We start from the raw sequence: 18,920 nt of genomic DNA on the forward strand, positions 1-18,920 counted from the left end.
AGATGCCGCAAGGTAAAATGCCACAGGAACTCGATGCGCTCCGCGCCGCGCTGCTGGTTTATGACGCCGATGAGCGGCTGGTGGCCTTTAATGCCCGGGTTGAGGAGTTTTACCCGGGGATGGCGAACCGTATCAAGACCGGAATGACGCTCACTGAGCTGGCTGAAGGGTTTATCGCCAGCGCCTATATGTCGGACGACAGCCAGAATAAACAGTCGATGATGAACAGCCTGCTGGCCCGCTGCCGCCTCGATAACCACAGCGAGCTGCGCGAGATGTCCGGTCGAACTCTCTACGTCCAGCATACCCGCACCCCGGACGGCGGCATTGTCAGCCTGCATACCGATATGTCCGGGCTGGATCTCATCACCCGCTCGCGCGAGCAGCTGCACCAGGATTTTCTGCTGGCCGCTGAGTCGACGCTTATCGGCATCTGGGACTGGCACAAGCAGAGCGATCTGCTGCAGGTTAACGATGCGCTGCTGACGCTGCTCGGCTACCCGCGTGAAACCTGGCACTATGCCGGGTCGCTGTTTGATACCATTATTCACCCCGACGATCGGCTGGCGCTTCAGCAGTTGCTGGCGGATGCCAGCAATCAGCAACAGCCGGTGTTTGAGCGGGAGATCCGCCTGCTGCACCGCAACGGCAGCTACCGCTGGATGCTGCTTTCCGGTCAGGTGATCAGCCTGAGCGTGGAGGGCGAAACCCTGCGGGTGATCGGCACCCTGCAGGACATCACCAAACGTAAAGAAGCAGAGCAGGTGTCGCTTCAGGCGGTGGCCGCAGCGCGCGCGGCTAACGAAGCAAAAAGCGCGTTTCTCGCCAATATGAGCCATGAGATCCGTACCCCGATGAACGGCATTCTCGGCATGACCCAGCTGTGCCTTGAAACGCCGCTGAGCGATGAGCAGCGCGAGTATATGACGCTCGTGCAGCACTCCGCCCGTTCGCTGCTGCGTATCATCAACGACATCCTCGATTACTCGAAGATCGAGGCCGGTAAGGTGGAGCTTGACGAGGAGCGTTTCGAGCTGCGGCCGTTCCTGCAGTCGATGATGCGCGCCCTGATGCCCATCGCCTCGGAAAAAGATCTCGAACTGCTGCTCAACATTGCCCCGGATGTCCCGAATGTGCTCACCACCGACAACGTGCGCCTGCGCCAGGTACTGACCAATCTGGTGAGTAACGCCCTGAAGTTCACCCACAGCGGAGAGGTGGAGCTGTCGGTCACCCGCCAGGACGAGGCAGCGCGTCTGCGCTTCCAGGTGCGCGATACCGGGATTGGTATTCCGCAGGATAAACAGTCGCTCATCTTTGAATCCTTCAGCCAGGCGGATACCTCCACCACCCGGCGCTATGGTGGCACCGGGCTTGGCCTGACCATCTCCGCCAGGCTGGTGGAGATGATGGGCGGCGAGCTTAACGTCGAGAGTGAACCAGGCCGCGGCAGCGTGTTCCACTTCAGCTTGCCGCTGCCGGAGGTGCCGGTGGTCAGCCCGTCAGTACCGCCGCCGTCGCTGGTGGGCGTGACGGTGCTGGTGGTGGATGACAACGCCACTAACCGCCGCCTGATGAGCGATATGCTGCGCAACATGGGAATGAAACCGACCACCGCCGACAGCGCGGACGCCGCGCTGGCGCTGTTAGCGCAGAATCCGCACTTTGCCCTGATCCTGCTTGATGCCCAGATGCCGGAAAAGGACGGCATGACGCTGGCGCGGGAGATCAAAGCCGATGCCCGCCTCGCCGCCAGCAAAATCGTGATGCTCAGTTCGATGAGCCGCTTTATGGATTCCGGGCAGCTAAAACGCCTGGGTATCCAGTACTTTCTCAGCAAGCCCGTGGACCAGTATGAGCTGAAAGAGGCGATGCTTGCGGCGCTGGCTACCACCACGGCCTTCCCGGCCAGCACGCCGCAGCCAGCGCAGGTTGCCCCCCGGTGCAGCGGCCTGCGCATTCTGCTGGCGGAAGACAACCTGGTGAATCAGAAACTGGCGAGCCATTTTCTGACCCGGCTGGGGCATGAATTCGCCCTCGCCGATAATGGCCTGCAAGCGCTGGAGCAGCTTGATAACGGTCCGTGGGATGTGATCCTGATGGATCTGCAGATGCCGGAGATGGACGGGGAGCGCGCGACGCAGATTATCCGCGAGCGCGAACAGGTAAATCCGGCCTTCGCTCACCAGCGCATTATCGCCATGACGGCCCATGCCATGAAGGGCGACAAGGAGTTTTGCCTTGCGCACGGCTTCGATGGCTATGTGGCGAAACCCGTGACCCTCGACGTGCTGAGCAATGAAATCGATCGCGTCATGGGGCTAAACCTGAGTCCTGACCCGGTCACCGCCCCGGCGGATTCGCCGGACGCCGCAACCCTGTGCCAGCGCATCGGCGTCGATCCGCCGCTATTGCAGGAGCTGCTGGCCCTGTTTGACGACCACTTTACCGACACCGTACAGGCACTGGATGCTGCGCTGCACGCAGACGATCGCCAGGCCATCGGGCGTCTCGCCCATAAGTTGCGCGGCGAGGCGGGCACCTTTGGGTTCGACGAACTGGTCAGCCTGTTACAGCGCGCCGAAACCGCCGCGAAACAGGGTGAGCCCCTGGACGCCGGGCAGCTCAGTGCGCAGCTGCTGCAGGCCAGCAATGCGGTTACCGCCCGCCTGCAAGAACTTCGGGAGAGCCTATGAAGCGTCTGATTCTGCTGGCAAGCGCCCTGCTCGCCCTGCCCGTGCTGGCTGCGCCGCCGGTCCCGGTGAGCTGGTCCCTGGCGGGCCAGTGGCGCGCCCACGACGGCAACGATCCGGCTTTCGAGGGCTGGCGCGGCACGGATGCCAACTGGCGCAAACTGCGCGTGCCGGCCAACTGGTACAGCGCCGGCTGGGACCACCAGGGTGCGCTCTGGTATCGCACCGAATTTTCGCTGCCACAGCCCGCAGCCGACACCCTGGCGACGCTGGAGTTTGACGGCGTGGATTACTTTGCTGACGTCTGGCTCAACGGTAAGCGTCAGGCGAAGCACGAAGGCTATTTCCAGCGCTTCGCCGTAGACATCACTGGCGATCTCACGCGTTACAACCGCCTTGCGGTGCGGGTGGACAGCCCGTTTGAAGATCCGAAGACGATATGGCCGCTGCATAAAAAACAGGTTAAAGGCATTCTCAACCAGCACGACTCGCGGCCCGGCGGTGCCTGGTCGCCGCAGGGGCAGGACGCCAACTCAGGCGGCATCTGGGCGCCAGTGCGCCTGCGCCTGAGCCGCGCCGTGGCTATTGATAATCTGATCCTGCGTCCCGACTGGTCGCAGGGGCTGGACAAGCCCACGCTCAGCGCCGAACTGGTGTATCGCGCTCCGGCGGATGTGCAGACCACCCTGACCCTGACCGCCGCGCCGGATAACTTCACCGGGACGCGCTATCAGCAGGCCTTCCCGATGAACCTGAAAGCGACCGGCGACACCCCGCAGCGCATCGCGGTGTCGCTGCCGATGCCCGATGCGAAGCTGTGGTGGCCTGTGGGCTATGGCTTCCCGCATCTCTATCAGGTCACCGCCACCCTGCGCGACGACGCGGGAGTACTGGACCGCCGCCGCAGCCGCACCGGCCTGCGCCAGGTGACTGAACAACCCGATAATAAAGGCTGGACCGTCAACGGTACGCGGGTGTTCGTCCGCGGCACCAACTACATCGGCTCCCCCTGGCTGAGCACCATGACAGCGCGCCGCTACGCCCGGGATTTTGCGCTGGTGGAGGTGATGAATGCCAATGCGATCCGCGTGCATGGTCACGTCGCTAACCGGTCGCTCTATCAGCAGGCCGACGAGCGCGGGCTGATGATCTGGCAGGACGTGCCGCTGCAGTGGGGCTATGACGACAGCGACGCCTTTGCTGACAATGCTGCGCGACAGAGCCGCGAGATGGTGGCGCAGTTCGGCAACTCGCCGTCTATCGTAGTATGGGGTGGTCAGAACGAACCGCCGTTCAACTCGCCGTGGATGGAGAAGCGCTTCCCTGACTGGCATAAAGATCTCAACCGCGTACTGATGCAGCGCGTCGCTGATGCGCTGGCCGAGGACAAGACGCGCATCGTCCACGCTTACTCTGCCGTCGAAGAGCACTACTGGGCGGGCTGGTATTTCGGGACGCTGCAAAATCTGCTGGAGCCGGCGAAAACTGCCATCATCACCGAATTTGGTGCCCAGGCGCTGCCGAAGCTGAGCACGCTGAAAACCATAATTCCGCGTAAAGACTGGTGGCCTGCCAGCACCGAGCCGGGCGATCCGAAATGGACGAGCTGGAAGTACCACAACTTCCAGCCGATTCAGACGTTCAAAAATGCCGGTCTCTCCCGCGGCGATTCGATGGCAAGCTTCATCCATAACACCCAGCAATATCAGGCGGACCTCGTGGCGCTGGCGGCAGAAAGCTACCGGCGTCAACGCTACCAGCCGGTAACCGCCCTGTTCCAGTTTATGTTTGTTGAGACCTGGCCGTCGATAAACTGGGGCGTGGTGGACTACCTGCGCCAGCCGAAGGCCGGTTATTACGCCCTGCAGCGCGCCTATCAGCCATTGCTGCCCTCCATCGACCCGGTTAACGTGCAGTGGAAAGCGGACCAGCCTGGGCAGATCCACCTGTGGATCGTCAACGACCAGCCATCCGGGCTCTCCGGCGCGCGCCTGGCGTGGCGCGTGAAACAGGGCGGGAAGCTGCTGGAGCAGGGCGAGCAGCCCGTCACTATCCCGGCCGACAGCGGGAATAAAATTGTCAGCCTGCCGGTGACGCCAGAGGGTACGCAGCCGTTGCAGGTGGAAAGCCGCATTCTCAACGCCGCGGGAAAAACCGTAGCGGATAACCGGCTGCGCATCGACGTGCTGCCCCGGTGAACAACGGGCGCGGTCCCCCCCGTCGCGCCCTTGACATCCCGGGTCAAAGCAGGCAAAAATGCTGTACAAAAAAACAGTAAAGGCACTTTTATGTTCGTCGAACTCATTTACGATAAGCGCAACGTGGCAGGGTTACCCGGCGCGCGCGAGCTTATCCTTACTGAACTCACCAAACGTATCCACCGTATTTTCCCCGACGCCGACGTGCGCGTGAAGCCGATGATGACCAATCCGGCGATCAACACCGATGCGACCAAAAATGAAAAATCGATTATCAGTCAGGCGATTCAGGAGATGTTTGAAGAAGCCGATATGTGGCTGGTAGCAGAGGAGTAATCAGGCGCGGCCCCGCGCCTGTGGCACTATTTATTACGACGTGAAGCGTTATTATCGGCGGCCTCTTCCGGCCGGGGCGCTTCACCATGCTGATTCGGATTGCCCGTCACGCCCAGATCATCTTCTTCATACGCATTGCCGTGATTCGGTGCCGCCTCCGGCAGCCCCTTATGCACCTCACCCTCTTTTTTACGCTCGTCATTAGTATCGTGGTTAAACATTGCTGCCTCCCGGGAATGTGTGTTCAGTAAGTTTAGCTGAGCGTGGACGAGTTGCGTGGCGCGCTTCGCGCAGGCTTCGCCCGCAGGCCAGTGGTCACACCTTTTCCACGCGCCACAAACATCCCCTTTTTACCTCTATACTCAGTCATTTACTGAAGGATATATTTTGTCAGAATGCACGCTTTCAGAATGATGGCGGCCACGCCACCGCTGACGTCGAGGTAACAGATGAAGTTTCCCGGAATACCTGAAAATGAAGAAGAGCGGCTGAATTCCCTGTATATGATCGACCTGCTCGATACCAGGGATGATGAGCGCTTCGAACGCTTAACGCGGCTTGCCAAAAAAATTTTTAAGGTGCCGGTGGCGATCATCAGCCTGCTGGACCGCGACCGTCAGTGGCTGCTTGCCTGCCAGGGGCTGAACACGCGGGAAACCACGCGCGACGTCTCGTTTTGCGGCCACGCCATTTTGCAGGCGGGGCCGTTTATCGTGAACGACGCCCGTCTCGATGAACGCTTCCACGATAATCCGCTGGTGACGGGCGAGCCCTTCATCCGCTTCTATGCCGGTTACCCGGTGCGCCCGCCCGACGGTGCGGTGGTCGGCACCCTGTGCCTGATCGATGCCACGCCGCGCGACTTCTCCGATGAGGATATTACGTCCCTCAAGGATCTGGCGTTTATTCTCGAAGATGAGTTTCAGGTCATCAACATGGCGATGACCGACAGCCTGACCGGTATTCCCAACCGCCGCGGCTTCTATCGCAGCGGTGATAAGCGTTTTAAGACGCTACGTCAGGAAGAAGCCTCATTCAGCATCATCTATTTTGATATGGATAAGTTCAAACCGATCAATGACCTGTGGGGCCATGCGGAAGGGGATGAAGTGCTGAAGGTGTTCGCAGGACAGCTGCGCCAGCATGCGGGGGTGAGAGATATCGTTGGCCGCCTCGGCGGGGATGAATTTGCGGTGATGGTGGCCAGTGCGAGCGAGGTGCAACCTTTCCTCGACAAGCTGCGCGAAGGCATAGACGCGCATAACGCTAACGCCGGTAAGCCGTATAACATCAACTATTCGTGGGGCATCATGCACAGCGACTACGACCGGTTTGACTCCCTGCTGGAGATGGTCAGGGAGAGCGACAGCGTGATGTACTCCGAGAAGCGCAGGAAAAACCTTCGCTGACCGCCTGCAGCCGTGTGGTTCTCCCCCACGGCTGCAGGGCCGCGCTATCACACGGCGGACGCAGACGCCTCACCTTTGTCACCGAAGCGCTCGCGCATATGCGTTTCGATCTGCTCCAGCGATTTGCCACGGGTTTCCGGGAGCACCAGTGCAACAAACACCAGCGACGCCACGTTAATGCCGGCAAAGATAAAGAACGCGTTGTTACCCACCAGCGACAGCAGCGGCGGGAAGGCAAACGCCACGGCGGCATTACAGATCCACTGGAACGACACCGCCGAGCCGGTTAACACCCCGCGCAGTTTCATCGGGAACAGCTCCGCCATCAGCAGCCAGTACACCGGCGAGATGCACATCTGCATAAAGAACAGGAACACCAGGATGCACGCCAGCGCCAGCAGGCTCTGCGTCATGCTGTTCGGCATAAACACCAGCACCGCACCCAACGCCAGCTGCATGGCGATGACGATGGTCAGACCGGTCATCAGCATCGGGCGGCGGCCAAAGTGGCTGATGGCTTTGATACCGGCGAAGGTCGCCAGCACGGACACCAGGCCGTTGCCGATGGTGGCCGCGATGGAAGCGCTGGTGCCGAGACCGGTACTCTTCAGGATGATCGGCGTGTAATACATAAAGGCATTAACCCCGGTAAACTGCAGCACAATCCCCATGCCGCAGCCCATCACCAGCAAGCGAACGATCCATTTCTCCTTCAGCAGCTCGCGCGCGGACGGCCCCTGGCGTGCTTCGCGGGCATTCTGGCGCATGTCCGCCATCTCTTTTTTAATGTCCCGCGGGTTCTCACGCAGCTTACGCAAAATACGCAGCGCTTCACTGAAGCGCCCTTCCGCCACCATCCAGTGCGGCGAGGCCGGCACAAAGAAGGTGCCGACGAACAGTAACGCACCCGGCACCATCGCCAGCGCCAGCATGTAGCGCCACATCTGCGGATCGTGCAGCAGCAGACTCATTGAGGCGCTGACGATATAGGCCAGCAGCTGGCCTGACACGATCATCAGCTCGTTACGGCTCACCAGCGGCGCCCGGCGTTTCGGCCCGGCGATTTCGGCGATAAATACCGGCACGGTTGACGAGCCGCCGCCGACGGCGATACCGAGAATAAAGCGCATCACCACCATGATTTCGATATTGGGGGCCACGGTGGTGCCGAGCGCTCCGGCGACAAACAGCAGCGCCAGACTGCGCAGGGTGATACGGCGACCAAAGCGATCCGAGACATAACCGCTGAGAAACGCGCCGACCGCCGACCCGAAGGTCAGCGAGGAGGTCACCAGCCCTTCAGTAAAGGGAGTCAGGTTGAGGCCGCCCTGCGAGGCTGGCAGCGTCATGTACGGCAGCGCGCCGGAGATGATCCCGGTGTCGTAGCCATAGGCCAGCGCGCCCATGGTGGCGACCAGCACCACGAAGAACAGACGCTGCTGGACAGTGAAGTTAAGCGGCCCGCTGTCGTCCTGGGTGGTCGACGGGGTCGGGGAAGGGTTTTGCATAGTGGCATCCATGTTTAACGGCAAACACAGCAGGTCGCTGTGTAAAGAAAGGTATAAGTATAGGCATGAATCCAGAAATGGGATCTGAATCACAGACATAGCAGCTTTCACCAATGGCACTAATCACTGAAGCTCGTGCCAACGCCGCCGATAACGCTTCAGCACTGAAGGACTCAGTTCACAGATGAGGCTGAACTTCAGTGCTGAGTACTGATTGCGAACGGACCTGACAGTTAGCCCTCTTTTTTATCACCTGCACCGGCAGTAATTTATTAACTTCAGAAAAAACAATAATATGTCTTTTATTAAGACAATGCGCAAAGGCGTTCCAGGTTTCCGTTTTATCGGCGAGGCGAAGCCCGCTGATGGTATTTTCGACTGCCGCACCCTGCCGACATCCCTGTCTGATGCCGGGTTGAGTACGCGCGCCTCCGGCATTTTATTGACCTTCGTTCCCCCTGAGGCCGATTTCCATCAGGTGAGCCAGGCATGGCAGCGTTTCACCTCGGCGGATTTGACCGTCATTACCCTCTCCTCGAACGGCGCGCTGAGCGCCAGCGGCAGCCACACCACCTACTGTAAGGGTGACGGCCCGGAGGGAAGCTGGCTCTGGCTGCCCGACACCCTGATCGCTGAGCATGAGACGCATATCGTCGATCTGCACCTTAACGACACCGCCACGGCAACAGAGCGCGTCAATGCCATTCAGCGTGAACTGGCGGCGATGCCGCTGCGCATGCCGCTCTCCGCCGATCGTACCTTTGCCATGATCTACTGCGACGGCCTGTCGGCGTCGGAAGGCTTCCTGATGCAGGCCTGGTACAACAGCGGCCTGTTCCCCTGCCTCGCCATTGGCGGCTCTGCGGGCGGCCGCGTCAGCTTTGACGGCACATGGATTGGCGTTGGCGGCCGGGTGTTGCAGGGCAAAGCCGTGATCGTGTTCTGCCGCATGGCTGACGGTAAGTCATTCGCGCCCTTCAAGAGCCAGAACTTCACGCCGATGGATAAGAGCTGGCTGATTGCCGAAGCCGATCCGATCACCCGTACCGTGACCTCGGTGTTCAACAGCCAGGGCCAGCAGCAGCCGTTTACCCGGGCGCTGGCTGAACATCTGGGATGCAGTGAGCAGCGGCTCAGCGACGGACTGAAAGGCCTGACGTTTGCGGTAAAGGTGGGTGATGAGTATTTCATTCGCTCGGTAGCGAAAATGGACAGCGGCTGCGTGAGCTTCTTCTGCGATCTTGAATTTGGCGACCGGCTGTTCCTGATGCAGGAAACCGACTTCAAACAGGCCACACGGCAGGACTGGCAGCGATTTACCGCGCTGCACGGCAAACCGGCGGCGATCATGATGAATGACTGTATCCTGCGCCGCATGGGTAACGTCGATCAGCTGCATGACGCGCACTTCTTCAAAGGCATCCCGGCGGCAGGCTTTTCAAGCTTCGGCGAGATCCTCGGCGTGCCGATTAACCAGACGCTTTCGGCGCTGGTGTTCTTCAATCACGACGTCAAAGCGATGTCGCAGTTCCCGGTGGAGTACGCCAGCTATGCGGCCCACTACGCGCAGCGCGCGCTGCGCCGCTGGGAAGCGCTGAACCGCATACAGACCCGGGTGCTGGATCGCGTCGTGAGCTATCAGGAAGAGTTAGCCCCGGTGGTGAAGGCGCTACCCGCGCTGGAAGCCTCAACCCAGAGCCAGGGGAAAGCGCTCAGCATGGCGGAAAGCAGTATTCGCGCTATCAGCGACATCGCCACCGAAAGCCAGCGGGCGCAGGGTCGTTTAGGGGAAGGGCTGGATGACCTGGAGAAAATTTCCAACGGCATCAACGTCATTACCCACGGCATCAGCAATATCGCGTTCCAGACCAATATCCTGGCGCTGAACGCAGCGGTGGAAGCCGCACGCGCCGGTGAAGCGGGACGTGGGTTTGCCGTGGTGGCGCAGGAGGTGCGCCGTCTGGCGCACCTGTCCAAAGAGCAGGCGGAAGCTACCGCCAGCAACATCGACGATGCGGTCAACACCATCTCGCGCATTCGCGGCGTCGCCAGTAACACGGTAGCCACCGCCACCGATATGGCGGAGCGCAGCATCCAGTCCGCCGATGCGATTGCCGAAATGAGCCATCAGACGCGCAACGAGCGCGCCGATATTGTGAAGCAGCTGGACAGCCTGCGCACCCTGACCGCCGGGATGGATGCCATGCAGGAAGCCGTTGCCGAACTGAAAGTGCTGCAGGTGCTGTCTGCCGGGCGGTAACGTCATGCGTTACGTACTCTGAGCAAAAAAAACGGGAGCCGCTGGCTCCCGTTTATCGTCTCGCGTAAGCGAATTACATGTTTTCGATGATCGCGTCGCCAAACTCTGAGCATTTCAGCAGCTTAGCGTCATCCATCAGGCGTTCGAAATCGTAGGTCACGGTCTTGTTGTTGATCGCGCCTTCCATCCCTTTAACAATCAGGTATGCGGCTTCGAACCACTCCATGTGACGCAGCGATAGTCTTAGAAATCAATTTTAGCTTATTGAATTTAAAGAACTGAATGGTTATTTTGCAACCATACCCGCTACTTTTACCTTCATCAAAGTAAATTGATTACTTATGATTTATGTAGAGCTTTGGTACTTACATCACGTCTGAAATTCGCCCTGCATCTTTACCGCTTTGCGACGGGCTTGTTGAGGATACAGCCTCCAGTTGTAACGTCTGACAGCTATGTGCCAGAAGCGGACATACCTCTAGCAATGAATTAAATTATTTATCAGCTACTCTATTTTCATTTTTTATCTCTTCTCTCAGCACCTCAATCAGCTCCTTCAGCCCTTGTGGAACCCGCCGGTGACCGGGATAGTAAAGATACATAGGCTCTTCAACGGGCGCCCATTCCGGGAGCACGATCCTCAGACTGCCGTCACGAATGTGGTCACGAACCCTGTCTTCAAGGCAGTAGGCAATGCCGGCGCCGGACAGGGCCAGCTCAATTGCCAGCGCCGTTTCGCTCACGCAAAGCTGTCCCCTGACATCAACTACACGATAGTCCTCACCCTTACGGAATTCCCATTTGTAGATAACGCCCTGCCCGGTGCGCAGCTGAATACAGTCATGGAGGCGCAGATCTTCAGGCACAGCAGGAAGCGTATGCTGATAAAGATAGCGTGGTGATGCAACCGCCACCCATTTGAGCTCTTCCCCCAGGCGGACTGCAACGAGATCTTCAGGGACGGTACCGCCAAAGCGGATCCCGGCATCAAATCCCTCCTGCACGATATCGACCATCCGGTCATCAACGCTGATTTCGATCTCCACTTCCGGGTACTTGCTGATAAAGCGAGGAAGATGGCGTGCCATGATGAGGCGGGCACCGTCACTCAGCACGTTAAGCCTGAGCCTTCCCACAGGCCGATCGCGCATGCGGTTAATTTCCTCAAGCGCGTCGCCAATTTCTTTAAATCCTGTTTCAAGGCGTAGTGCCAGGCTCGCGCCCGCTTCGGTCGGAGAGACCGTGCGGCTTGTTCTGTTCAACAATCTGACGCCCAGGCGCGTCTCAAGATTACGTATGGTATGGCTCAGCGCAGAAGTCGTGATCCCGAGTTCTATGGCGGCTTTGGTAAAACTGCGCATTTTCTCAGTAATAAGAAACGCGTTGAGCTCAGCAAGATCGCTTCGGGTGAGCGTGGTAGAAAGTCTGGTGCGCATGAAGTTAAACCGTTGAATAAAATTCAATGCAATGTCAAAGGACATTGCACGGAATCGTGCCAGAAGGATGTTAAGTTTAGATTCATTCAACAAAGCGTTGCAACCCAACGCCACGGTAGACGAAAAATCACCATTCCCCGGGAGATCTCCGCGTGTTTCATCTCTGGACGCTTATTCCAGCGCTTTACGTGCTGTTTCGGTTTATCAGGCCACTGCCCGCCCCGCTTTCAGCTAAAATTGCCGCCGCTGGCGTGATGCTTGTAGCCTCTGAGTTTCATCTGATTACGAAATTATTTACCGGGAATATGTTTTCTCCAGAGATACCAAAACCGCTATTGCTGCTTACCACCTGGCTTTTCGGCATAACCATATTTTTGGCTGCTCTGTTGGTGCTGTGCGACATCCTCGGGACTGTCTACCGGCTGGTATCAGGACGCCGGTTGAAATGGCATACGGCTATATGGTTTATCCTGCCTGCGGTGGCGGCCATACTGGCAATACAGGCCCTGAAAAATGGTACAGCGATACCTGAAGTGAAAAAGACAGCCATAACGCTCAGGGGATTACCCCCACGCTTTGAAGGCTACCGGATTGTCCAGCTGACGGATCTGCACGCCAGCAGGCTGCTGCCGCGAAGCTGGATACAGGACGTTGTTGCCCGCACCCTCGAGCTGGATGCGGATATGGTTGTGGTTACCGGAGATATGATTGATGGCTGGCCGTATGCGCGTTTCTCCGACATTGAACCGCTTGGCCAGCTTCGGGCGCGCGACGGCGTTTTTGCCGTAACGGGCAATCATGAGTATTACTTCGGCGCTGAAAACTGGATCCAGACCTTTGAAAAACTGGGCATGCATTTTCTTAATAATGCAGGATACCGTGTTAGCCGGGACGGTAACTCGCTGTATCTGGCGGGCGTAACGGATGCCGTTGCGCCATCATACGGACTACCGGGGCCTGACCTGGCGCAGGCTCTGAAGTCTTTCCGCCCTGGTGAAACCGTAATCCTTCTTGATCACAGGCCTGAGAATGCCGGGCTGGCTGCGGAAAGAGGGGTAAGTCTTCAGCTCTCCGGACATACACACGGCGGTATGATCGCGGGGCTGGACAGGCTGGTCGCACCTGCCAATAACGGTTTTGTGTCCGGCCTTTACGAAGAAGGCTCCCTTGCGCTTTACGTCAGCAACGGTTCAGGCATCTGGAACGGCTTTCCTTTCCGGCTGGGAAAACCTGCCGAAATAACGCTTATCACTCTTCGTGGCGAACCAGCAACATGACAGTTGAATAATAATCAACGTTTCTGGCGATATTATTCATCAATAACTGAAAACCAGGCGTTATAGTTTACTTCAATTCAATATACCACTGCCTGTTGCCGTTCTTTCCGGAACGTCGTGACCCATAAGCTGCACATAGCTAAGAGCCGTTGCATGACAGGTACCGGTTCTTCTTTTTTTGTATCCGGCAGTTTAATCGATCGGGAGTTATAGCCAATGTCTGAACAAACGCTTTCACGGCAGCGTGAACGTATTCATCCTCCCATGGGATTATTCCCCGCCATGCTTGCGCTTGGCGCGGGCGGATTGTGCATCGGTACAGGCGAGTTTGCACCGATGAGTCTTCTGCCGGACCTGGCGCAGGGTACCGGCGTTTCCATACCTGCTGCTGGAGGCTACATCAGCGCCTATGCGGCGGGCGTGGTGGTCGGTGCCCCGGCAATCGCGGTGCTTGGCGCGCGCCAGGCCCGTAAGACTCTGCTTCTGATACTGTTAATTATTGCGCTTGCAGGTTATGCCCTGAGCGCACTGGCTACGGGCTATAACGCCATGCTGGCAGCGCGCTTCATTTCCGGGATGCCTCACGGTGCCTGGTACGGCGTATCCGCGCTTGTGGCGGCCTCAATGGTATTACCGCAGCATAAAGCCCGTTATATCGGTTACGTTATGCTGGGACTTGCCGTCGCGAACGTTGCCGGCGTTCCGCTTGTCACATGGGCAGGCCAAGCGCTGGGCTGGAGAATGTCATTCTGGATGGTAACCGTGGGTCTGGTGCTGACGGTCATAATGGTTCTGCTTTTTGTTCCATCCGTGGCGGCGGACAGATCCGCTTCACCGCTGAAGGAGCTTGGCGCGCTGAAGAGTTCCCGGATCCTGATGACGTTTGCCGTCGCTTCAGTCAGCTTTGCCGGCATGTTTGCCGTATACAGCTTTATTACCCCGGCACTGACGGAAGCTGCCGGATTTTCAACCACATATGTGCCGTGGATCCTGGTGCTCTGGGGAGCCGGCATGGTTGCCGGCAATATTATCGGAGGCAGGCTGGCAGACATTGCGCTGATCCCATCAATATTTGGCATCATCGCCTGGAATATCGTCTTTCTGGCGCTGTTTTCCCTTACGGGAATGCTCCAGGTCCCGGTCCTCATCGTGCTGTTTATGCTGGGGTGCGGGTTTTCCCTCGTGCCGTCGCTTCAGGCGCATATGATGAACATTGCCGGTGAAGCACAGACTCTCGCCTCCTCCCTGACCCACAGCGCATTTAATATTTCGAATGCGCTTGGCGCAGCTGCAGGCGGTTTCGTTATCGCTTCGGGAGGAAGCTGGATCTCTACGGGGTGGGTAGGGGCTGCTTTTTCCCTGTTAGCACTTCTTCTTATGTTCATATCGGTACGCATTACTGACGGGAGTAAGTCATGAACGATAAAGTTATCAGTACAGGTAACGTTGCCGTAATAACCGGTGCGGCGAAAGGTATTGGCGCCGCGGCGGCAAGGGAGCTGGCACGAAAGGGCATGAAGCTGTGCCTTTTTGATCGGAACAGACAGGCGCTCGAGCAGCTGGCCGGCGAACTGGAGGCTGAAACGCTACTGGTCACTGGCGACATTACCCATGATGAAGGACAGCAGCAGCTCAAGAACGCTGTTTACAGCGCCTGGGGAAAAGTAAATCTGTTGTTTAACAATGCAGGCGTGAAAATAGCCGCTGGCGCCTGTGATTCCCCCACTCTCTGGCGACAGCAGATGGAGGTAAACCTGCTGTCCATGGTGGCCACACAGCATATTTTTCTGCCTGAAATGTTAAAAATGGAAGATAAAGGTGCCATTGTTAACCTGGGCTCGAAGGAAGGTATTACAACCCCACCTGGGTTCGCAGCCTATAACGCCTCAAAGGCAGCCGTAAAGGTGCTGACAGAGCAACTGTCTCATCAGCTTCTGAAGGAAACCGGTACCAGGCTCACCGCTCATCTTCTGGTGCCTGGCTATACCTGGACCGATATGAACGATCCCGGCATGGATGAGCGCAGCGGTGACAAGCCCGATGAAGCCTGGACAGCTGCGCAGGTCATTGATTATTTCCTCCCGCGCTTTGAGCGCGGTGACTTCTATATCATCTGCCCTGATAACGCCGTTACCAGCGAAATGGATGCCAGACGCATCATGTGGGCTGCCCAGGATATGCTGGACAACCGCCCGGCCCTGTCGCGCTGGCACCCGGACTGGAAGGCGGCTTTTGAACGCTGGATGAAAAGCTGATATGTCGCCGGCACTCTGCACAAAGGCAGGTCGCCGGGATAACAGGAACTTACAGAGGCCAGAGCCATGCCGCTTACTGAAGAATTCATTCACTACCATGCTGTGGGAAAAACCTTTACGGGTGTGCTCGTTCGTCATCCCAGGAACGCAACGCTTCCGGGTATTCTTCTTGCCCCGAATATGATGGGTACCGCAGCATCAAGCATTGAACATGCGCGCACGATTGCAAAAAAAGGGTACGTTGTGCTCGTTGCGGATCTGTACGGCCATTTGCCCGACTCGGCAGAGAAGGCGGCTAATTGTATGCATTCTGTCAAGGACTCGCCGGCGGAGCGGCTGATACTTAACGCAGCGCTGGCTCGACTGGCGGAGCTCCGGTACGTAAATGCGGATAAGCTCGCTGCCGTAGGGTTCTGCTATGGCGGGCATTGCGTGCTCGAGCTGGCGCGCAGCGGAGCGCCTCTGGCTCTCACGGCTTGTTTTCACGGTACACTTGATACGCGGATCCCTGCTGAAAAAGGGAATATCAGAGGCAAGATCGCTGTATTAAACGGGGCCGACGATCCTTTTGTAACTGGTGAGCAGATACAAGCTTTCGCCGGTGAAATGGCGTCCTGCGGATGTGATTTTCAGCTGACGAGTTATGCCGGCGCGGTTCACTCTTTTACCTATCCCAGGGCCGATGTTCCGGGTAAAACGCATTACAACGAGGCCGTCAGCAACCATGCTTTTGGTATTGTATTTACCCTGTTGAAAGAGGCGCTGGGCTGATGCCCGGCGCCGTGCGGATTTACTTTTTCGTGGCAGAATTGGGTTCAGAAATGATGCGGTGACGCTGAGCTTTGTGCGATTCACTCATCATTCTGTTCATTACCTCGCCCTCATATTCGGCATACTCGCTGCCGTAGACAAATTCATGCCCTGTCATCAGGGCATACCAGGCGCGTTTGGCCACTTCTTTCGGATCATCCTTTTTCATGGATCCTACCGTCGTACTTGCCTGTCCTGCATTTTTGAAGAAATTAGTTTCCGTTGCCCCGGGCATCAGAAGCGTCATCGATAAACCGCTTCCCATCAACTCGTTACGTATGGCGTAAAAGAAGGAGTTGACGAAAGCCTTCGACGCGCCGTAAACCGCTTCAAAAGGTATCGGTGCCGAGCCGGACAACGAGGAGGTGATAAGAACGTGCCCGTTGCCCTTTTCAACAAGCCGCGGAATAAATATTTTAGAAAGATGGACCACAGCATCAACGTTAAGCCGGATTAACCTGAGCTCTTTTTCAAGATCGGTACCACCAATAAAGGCGCCGCCGAGGCCCTGACCGGCATTGATGACCAGCGCACTGAGGTCTAAACCGGCCGTATCCATTCTGGCCTGCAGGTCAGCTATCTGATCATACTCACTCAGGTCGGCACTGAATGCGTGTACGTTAACTGAGAAGTGTTTTTGCAGATGTTCGCGTGTGGCTGATAGCTTTTTTTCATCCCGGGCCACGATGGCAATATCGTACCCGTTAGCCGCAAATTCTTCCGCAAGCGCCAGGCCGATACCGTTACTTGCGCCGGTTATGAGAGCCAGTTTTTTCTCACTCATATAATTCTCCAGTTAAAAGGGGCTACCCGGCCCTGTACAGGCCGGTAACAAAGGGATTATCAGACGCTGTCGGTCCAGCGGTGAGCCGGACGGTAACCCAGGACGCGCATTGCCTTTTCGCTGCTCAGCACCGATTCATTGCCTGCAAATTGTTTACGCTGCTCAACGTCAGGGTAGTAGCGGTCGAGAAGCTCCTGTGTAGGGGTTCGCATGCAGGTGACATCGCTGGTAATAAAGAACTCATCTTTACCCCTGACGTCATATTCGAGGGCTCTTTCAATCGCCTGGGCAACGTCCCGGACGTCAACGTAGGTCCACATATTCCATAACCTGACGGCCGGATCGTCCTGCCAGCTTTCAAACTGGGCGTATTCTTCCGGTTCCATAACATTAGAAAGCCGGAGACAGGTAATGCGCATATCAGGGTTATTAAGGCAGAACTGGCGGGCCATTTCTTCACCCAGCACTTTCGTCAGCGCGTAAATGCTAATCCCCCGTGCCGGGTAGTGTTCATCAACCGGAACATAGGGGGGCTCCCACTGATCGTAAGGCACGCCGGTAGGAACCTCGCTCGATGACCAGATGATATTTTTAATCCCCAGGCGCCTGGATGCCTCAAATACGTTGAAGGTGGCCAGCATATTGTTTCTGAACTCGTCAGAATCGGGGATCATCCGGGGATGGGGGATACTGGCGAGGTGAACTACGGCATCAAAGGCTGCAGGTTCGGGTCGTGAATAGACGTCTTCCCCGATGGAGGAAAGGGCATCAAGCGTTGCGCCAAAATCCTCTAAATCCGCAATCATCGCCGGATGTTCGCTGGTTAACGGTTCTTTCTTATCAATGAGGAACAGCTCATACCCTGCTTTTTCAAGCCACTCTACTGTGACCCTGCCAATTTTCCCTGACGCACCGGTAATGGCGATACGTTTTTTTACTGACATACTTCGTCCTTATGGTTGAGGTGCAAATCAACCTTAAGTTTTGACGACAACAGAAAATAAGCGATGAGATTGTCTAAAAGCTACGGTTACTTTAATTCATCAATCTAAGTTTTTTTCCATAACAGGCGGAATCCATCAATCGGCAAGGGTGCTTACACTAAGGCTTCATAACTGAATGTCCGCTCTTTGCTCTTAACGGACACTAATCAGCTTTACCGGACTGTGCCAGAATGGCTCAAGCGGAAATGTTTGTTGCTGTGGAACACTGCGCAGCGCCTGGCGAGAAGCTGCTCATGCATTTTTATTCGTGGGCACGTCTGCATCATTATCCCATCACTCGCGGCGATCGGTCTGCCACAAAATAATAATATGCATTATTATCTGCCTTCAAAAATAGCTACACAGGCCACCGGGCATGTTGAAATTACCTTACATTCTCGGTGCTTCTGACTCTTATCGGCACCGCTAAAGCAGCGTGAACGTACAGGGTGTATTAAAGCTGGCTGGGGATGACATTGCAGGCATGCAGAAGCATCAGCATGACATTGCGGCGCTGGATGCGAAATACACACAGAATCTGGCAGATGTACAAGCACATATTAATTAGCCTGAGCACGATGCTGCTGTCGGCAAGCGTCGGTTGCTGTTCAACGCACAGTCTGGAAAGAACAGCACGGCTAGCGCCACCAGCCTGGATGATACTATCAGCCTCCGACTTACTGACGCCGCTGAATCAGGATGTAAGTCCAGAATAATGGCTTGCAACAGCCTCTGTGCGAAAGCCTGCTCCCTTTGTGAGTGATGCCGCACCTACCCCGCAAATAATCCAGAAACGGGGCTAATTCAGGCTGCGTCTGGCCAGGTTCTTCACCCAAGTTGATACCCCAGCGTAAATCCGGCGAGGTTCGGTCCCAGCAGCAGACCGACGGCTATCATGCTAACCGTGGGAAAGACTGGACGACAATCGCGATCCAGGATTTTGGGATGGGGTTTTGATAACTGGTTTTGAT

At 56.9% G+C, this 18,920-nt stretch carries 14 protein-coding genes and 2 pseudogenes; 10 read left to right on the plus strand and 6 right to left on the minus strand.

The features are described from left to right. Positions 1–2: 2 nt before the first annotated feature. The 3 genes from ET34_RS0104695 (at position 3) to ET34_RS0104705 (ending at position 5,227) form a co-directional block, all read left to right on the plus strand. The gene (locus ET34_RS0104695; RefSeq protein WP_051640475.1) at positions 3–2,696 is read left to right on the plus strand and encodes a hybrid sensor histidine kinase/response regulator; all 2,694 of its coding nucleotides are present in this window, start codon (positions 3–5) and stop codon (positions 2,694–2,696) included. After that, on the plus strand, positions 2,693–4,891 hold the full coding sequence (locus ET34_RS0104700; RefSeq protein WP_031519896.1) for a glycoside hydrolase family 2 protein: 2,199 nt from the start codon (positions 2,693–2,695) through the stop codon (positions 4,889–4,891). Before ET34_RS0104695 ends, ET34_RS0104700 begins: the two co-directional genes overlap by 4 nt. 90 nt (positions 4,892–4,981) lie before the next feature. Then, positions 4,982–5,227, plus strand: a complete 246-nt coding sequence (locus tag ET34_RS0104705; protein ID WP_031519898.1) for a DinI-like family protein — start codon at positions 4,982–4,984, stop codon at positions 5,225–5,227. Between the two features lie 26 nt (positions 5,228–5,253). Here the strand turns inward: ET34_RS0104705 and ET34_RS0104710 are convergent, their stop codons facing one another. After that, positions 5,254–5,448: a hypothetical protein gene (locus tag ET34_RS0104710; RefSeq protein WP_031519900.1), complete on the minus strand. Its 195-nt coding sequence runs from the start codon at positions 5,446–5,448 to the stop codon at positions 5,254–5,256. Between the two features lie 228 nt (positions 5,449–5,676). Here ET34_RS0104710 and ET34_RS0104715 point away from each other — a divergent pair, with 228 nt between their 5' ends. Further along, the gene (locus ET34_RS0104715) at positions 5,677–6,636 is read left to right on the plus strand and encodes a sensor domain-containing diguanylate cyclase (protein ID WP_031519901.1); all 960 of its coding nucleotides are present in this window, start codon (positions 5,677–5,679) and stop codon (positions 6,634–6,636) included. A gap of 47 nt (positions 6,637–6,683) precedes the next feature. On the opposite strand, the gene ET34_RS0104720 is transcribed toward ET34_RS0104715, so the two are convergent. Beyond that, positions 6,684–8,144: a sugar porter family MFS transporter gene (locus ET34_RS0104720; RefSeq protein ID WP_051640476.1), complete on the minus strand. Its 1,461-nt coding sequence runs from the start codon at positions 8,142–8,144 to the stop codon at positions 6,684–6,686. Between the two features lie 295 nt (positions 8,145–8,439). On the opposite strand from ET34_RS0104720, the gene ET34_RS0104725 reads away from it, so the two are divergent. Further along, positions 8,440–10,404: a methyl-accepting chemotaxis protein gene (locus ET34_RS0104725; RefSeq protein WP_031519904.1), complete on the plus strand. Its 1,965-nt coding sequence runs from the start codon at positions 8,440–8,442 to the stop codon at positions 10,402–10,404. A gap of 73 nt (positions 10,405–10,477) precedes the next feature. Here ET34_RS0104725 and ET34_RS21555 read toward each other — a convergent pair. Next, a pseudogene (locus ET34_RS21555) lies at positions 10,478–10,645 on the minus strand (NADP-dependent isocitrate dehydrogenase); the annotation flags it as partial. 253 nt (positions 10,646–10,898) lie between these two features. Beyond that, positions 10,899–11,885 carry a LysR family transcriptional regulator gene (locus ET34_RS0104735; protein ID WP_236633816.1) on the minus strand — a complete coding sequence of 329 codons (987 nt, stop codon included), beginning with the start codon at positions 11,883–11,885 and terminating at the stop codon, positions 10,899–10,901. A 107-nt stretch (positions 11,886–11,992) separates the two neighbouring features. Between ET34_RS0104735 and ET34_RS0104740 the strand changes: the two genes are divergently transcribed. The 4 genes from ET34_RS0104740 (at position 11,993) to ET34_RS0104755 (ending at position 16,143) form a co-directional block, all read left to right on the plus strand. Next, positions 11,993–13,117, plus strand: coding sequence for a metallophosphoesterase (locus ET34_RS0104740; protein WP_031519908.1), 1,125 nt, complete (start codon positions 11,993–11,995; stop codon positions 13,115–13,117). Between the two features lie 216 nt (positions 13,118–13,333). Then, complete coding sequence (locus tag ET34_RS0104745) at positions 13,334–14,536, plus strand: MFS transporter (protein WP_031519909.1); 1,203 nt, start codon at positions 13,334–13,336, stop codon at positions 14,534–14,536. Continuing rightward, the gene (locus tag ET34_RS0104750; protein WP_031519911.1) at positions 14,533–15,372 is read left to right on the plus strand and encodes an SDR family NAD(P)-dependent oxidoreductase; all 840 of its coding nucleotides are present in this window, start codon (positions 14,533–14,535) and stop codon (positions 15,370–15,372) included. Before ET34_RS0104745 ends, ET34_RS0104750 begins: the two co-directional genes overlap by 4 nt. Positions 15,373–15,438: 66 nt before the next feature. Next, on the plus strand, positions 15,439–16,143 hold the full coding sequence (locus ET34_RS0104755; RefSeq protein ID WP_051640478.1) for a dienelactone hydrolase family protein: 705 nt from the start codon (positions 15,439–15,441) through the stop codon (positions 16,141–16,143). A gap of 19 nt (positions 16,144–16,162) precedes the next feature. Here ET34_RS0104755 and ET34_RS0104760 read toward each other — a convergent pair whose 3' ends face one another. Next, the gene (locus tag ET34_RS0104760; protein WP_031519915.1) at positions 16,163–16,966 is read right to left on the minus strand and encodes an SDR family NAD(P)-dependent oxidoreductase; all 804 of its coding nucleotides are present in this window, start codon (positions 16,964–16,966) and stop codon (positions 16,163–16,165) included. Between the two features lie 59 nt (positions 16,967–17,025). Next, on the minus strand, positions 17,026–17,910 hold the full coding sequence (locus ET34_RS0104765; protein ID WP_031519917.1) for an NAD-dependent epimerase/dehydratase family protein: 885 nt from the start codon (positions 17,908–17,910) through the stop codon (positions 17,026–17,028). 475 nt (positions 17,911–18,385) lie between these two features. Here ET34_RS0104765 and ET34_RS21560 point away from each other — a divergent pair. After that, positions 18,386–18,502: pseudogene (locus ET34_RS21560) on the plus strand (lysis system i-spanin subunit Rz); the annotation flags it as partial. Positions 18,503–18,920 lie beyond the last annotated feature (418 nt).

The sequence above is a fragment of the Siccibacter colletis genome, assembly GCF_000696575.1.
Taxonomy (GTDB): Bacteria; Pseudomonadota; Gammaproteobacteria; order Enterobacterales; family Enterobacteriaceae; genus Siccibacter; species Siccibacter colletis.

What these genes read in the sequence shown, in the direction of transcription:
- ET34_RS0104760 (WP_031519915.1), bottom strand. Translation starts at nt 16,966, where the DNA reads ATGAGTGAGAAAAAACTGGCTCTCATAACCGGCGCAAGTAACGGTATC.
- ET34_RS0104745 (WP_031519909.1), top strand. Translation starts at nt 13,334, where the DNA reads ATGTCTGAACAAACGCTTTCACGGCAGCGTGAACGTATTCATCCTCCC.
- ET34_RS0104720 (WP_051640476.1), bottom strand. Translation starts at nt 8,144, where the DNA reads ATGCAAAACCCTTCCCCGACCCCGTCGACCACCCAGGACGACAGCGGG.
- ET34_RS0104750 (WP_031519911.1), top strand. Translation starts at nt 14,533, where the DNA reads ATGAACGATAAAGTTATCAGTACAGGTAACGTTGCCGTAATAACCGGT.
- ET34_RS0104715 (WP_031519901.1), top strand. Translation starts at nt 5,677, where the DNA reads ATGAAGTTTCCCGGAATACCTGAAAATGAAGAAGAGCGGCTGAATTCC.
- ET34_RS0104755 (WP_051640478.1), top strand. Translation starts at nt 15,439, where the DNA reads ATGCCGCTTACTGAAGAATTCATTCACTACCATGCTGTGGGAAAAACC.
- ET34_RS0104765 (WP_031519917.1), bottom strand. Translation starts at nt 17,910, where the DNA reads ATGTCAGTAAAAAAACGTATCGCCATTACCGGTGCGTCAGGGAAAATT.
- ET34_RS0104700 (WP_031519896.1), top strand. Translation starts at nt 2,693, where the DNA reads ATGAAGCGTCTGATTCTGCTGGCAAGCGCCCTGCTCGCCCTGCCCGTG.
- ET34_RS0104735 (WP_236633816.1), bottom strand. Translation starts at nt 11,885, where the DNA reads ATGTCCTTTGACATTGCATTGAATTTTATTCAACGGTTTAACTTCATG.
- ET34_RS0104695 (WP_051640475.1), top strand. Translation starts at nt 3, where the DNA reads ATGCCGCAAGGTAAAATGCCACAGGAACTCGATGCGCTCCGCGCCGCG.
- ET34_RS0104725 (WP_031519904.1), top strand. Translation starts at nt 8,440, where the DNA reads ATGTCTTTTATTAAGACAATGCGCAAAGGCGTTCCAGGTTTCCGTTTT.
- ET34_RS0104710 (WP_031519900.1), bottom strand. Translation starts at nt 5,448, where the DNA reads ATGTTTAACCACGATACTAATGACGAGCGTAAAAAAGAGGGTGAGGTG.
- ET34_RS0104705 (WP_031519898.1), top strand. Translation starts at nt 4,982, where the DNA reads ATGTTCGTCGAACTCATTTACGATAAGCGCAACGTGGCAGGGTTACCC.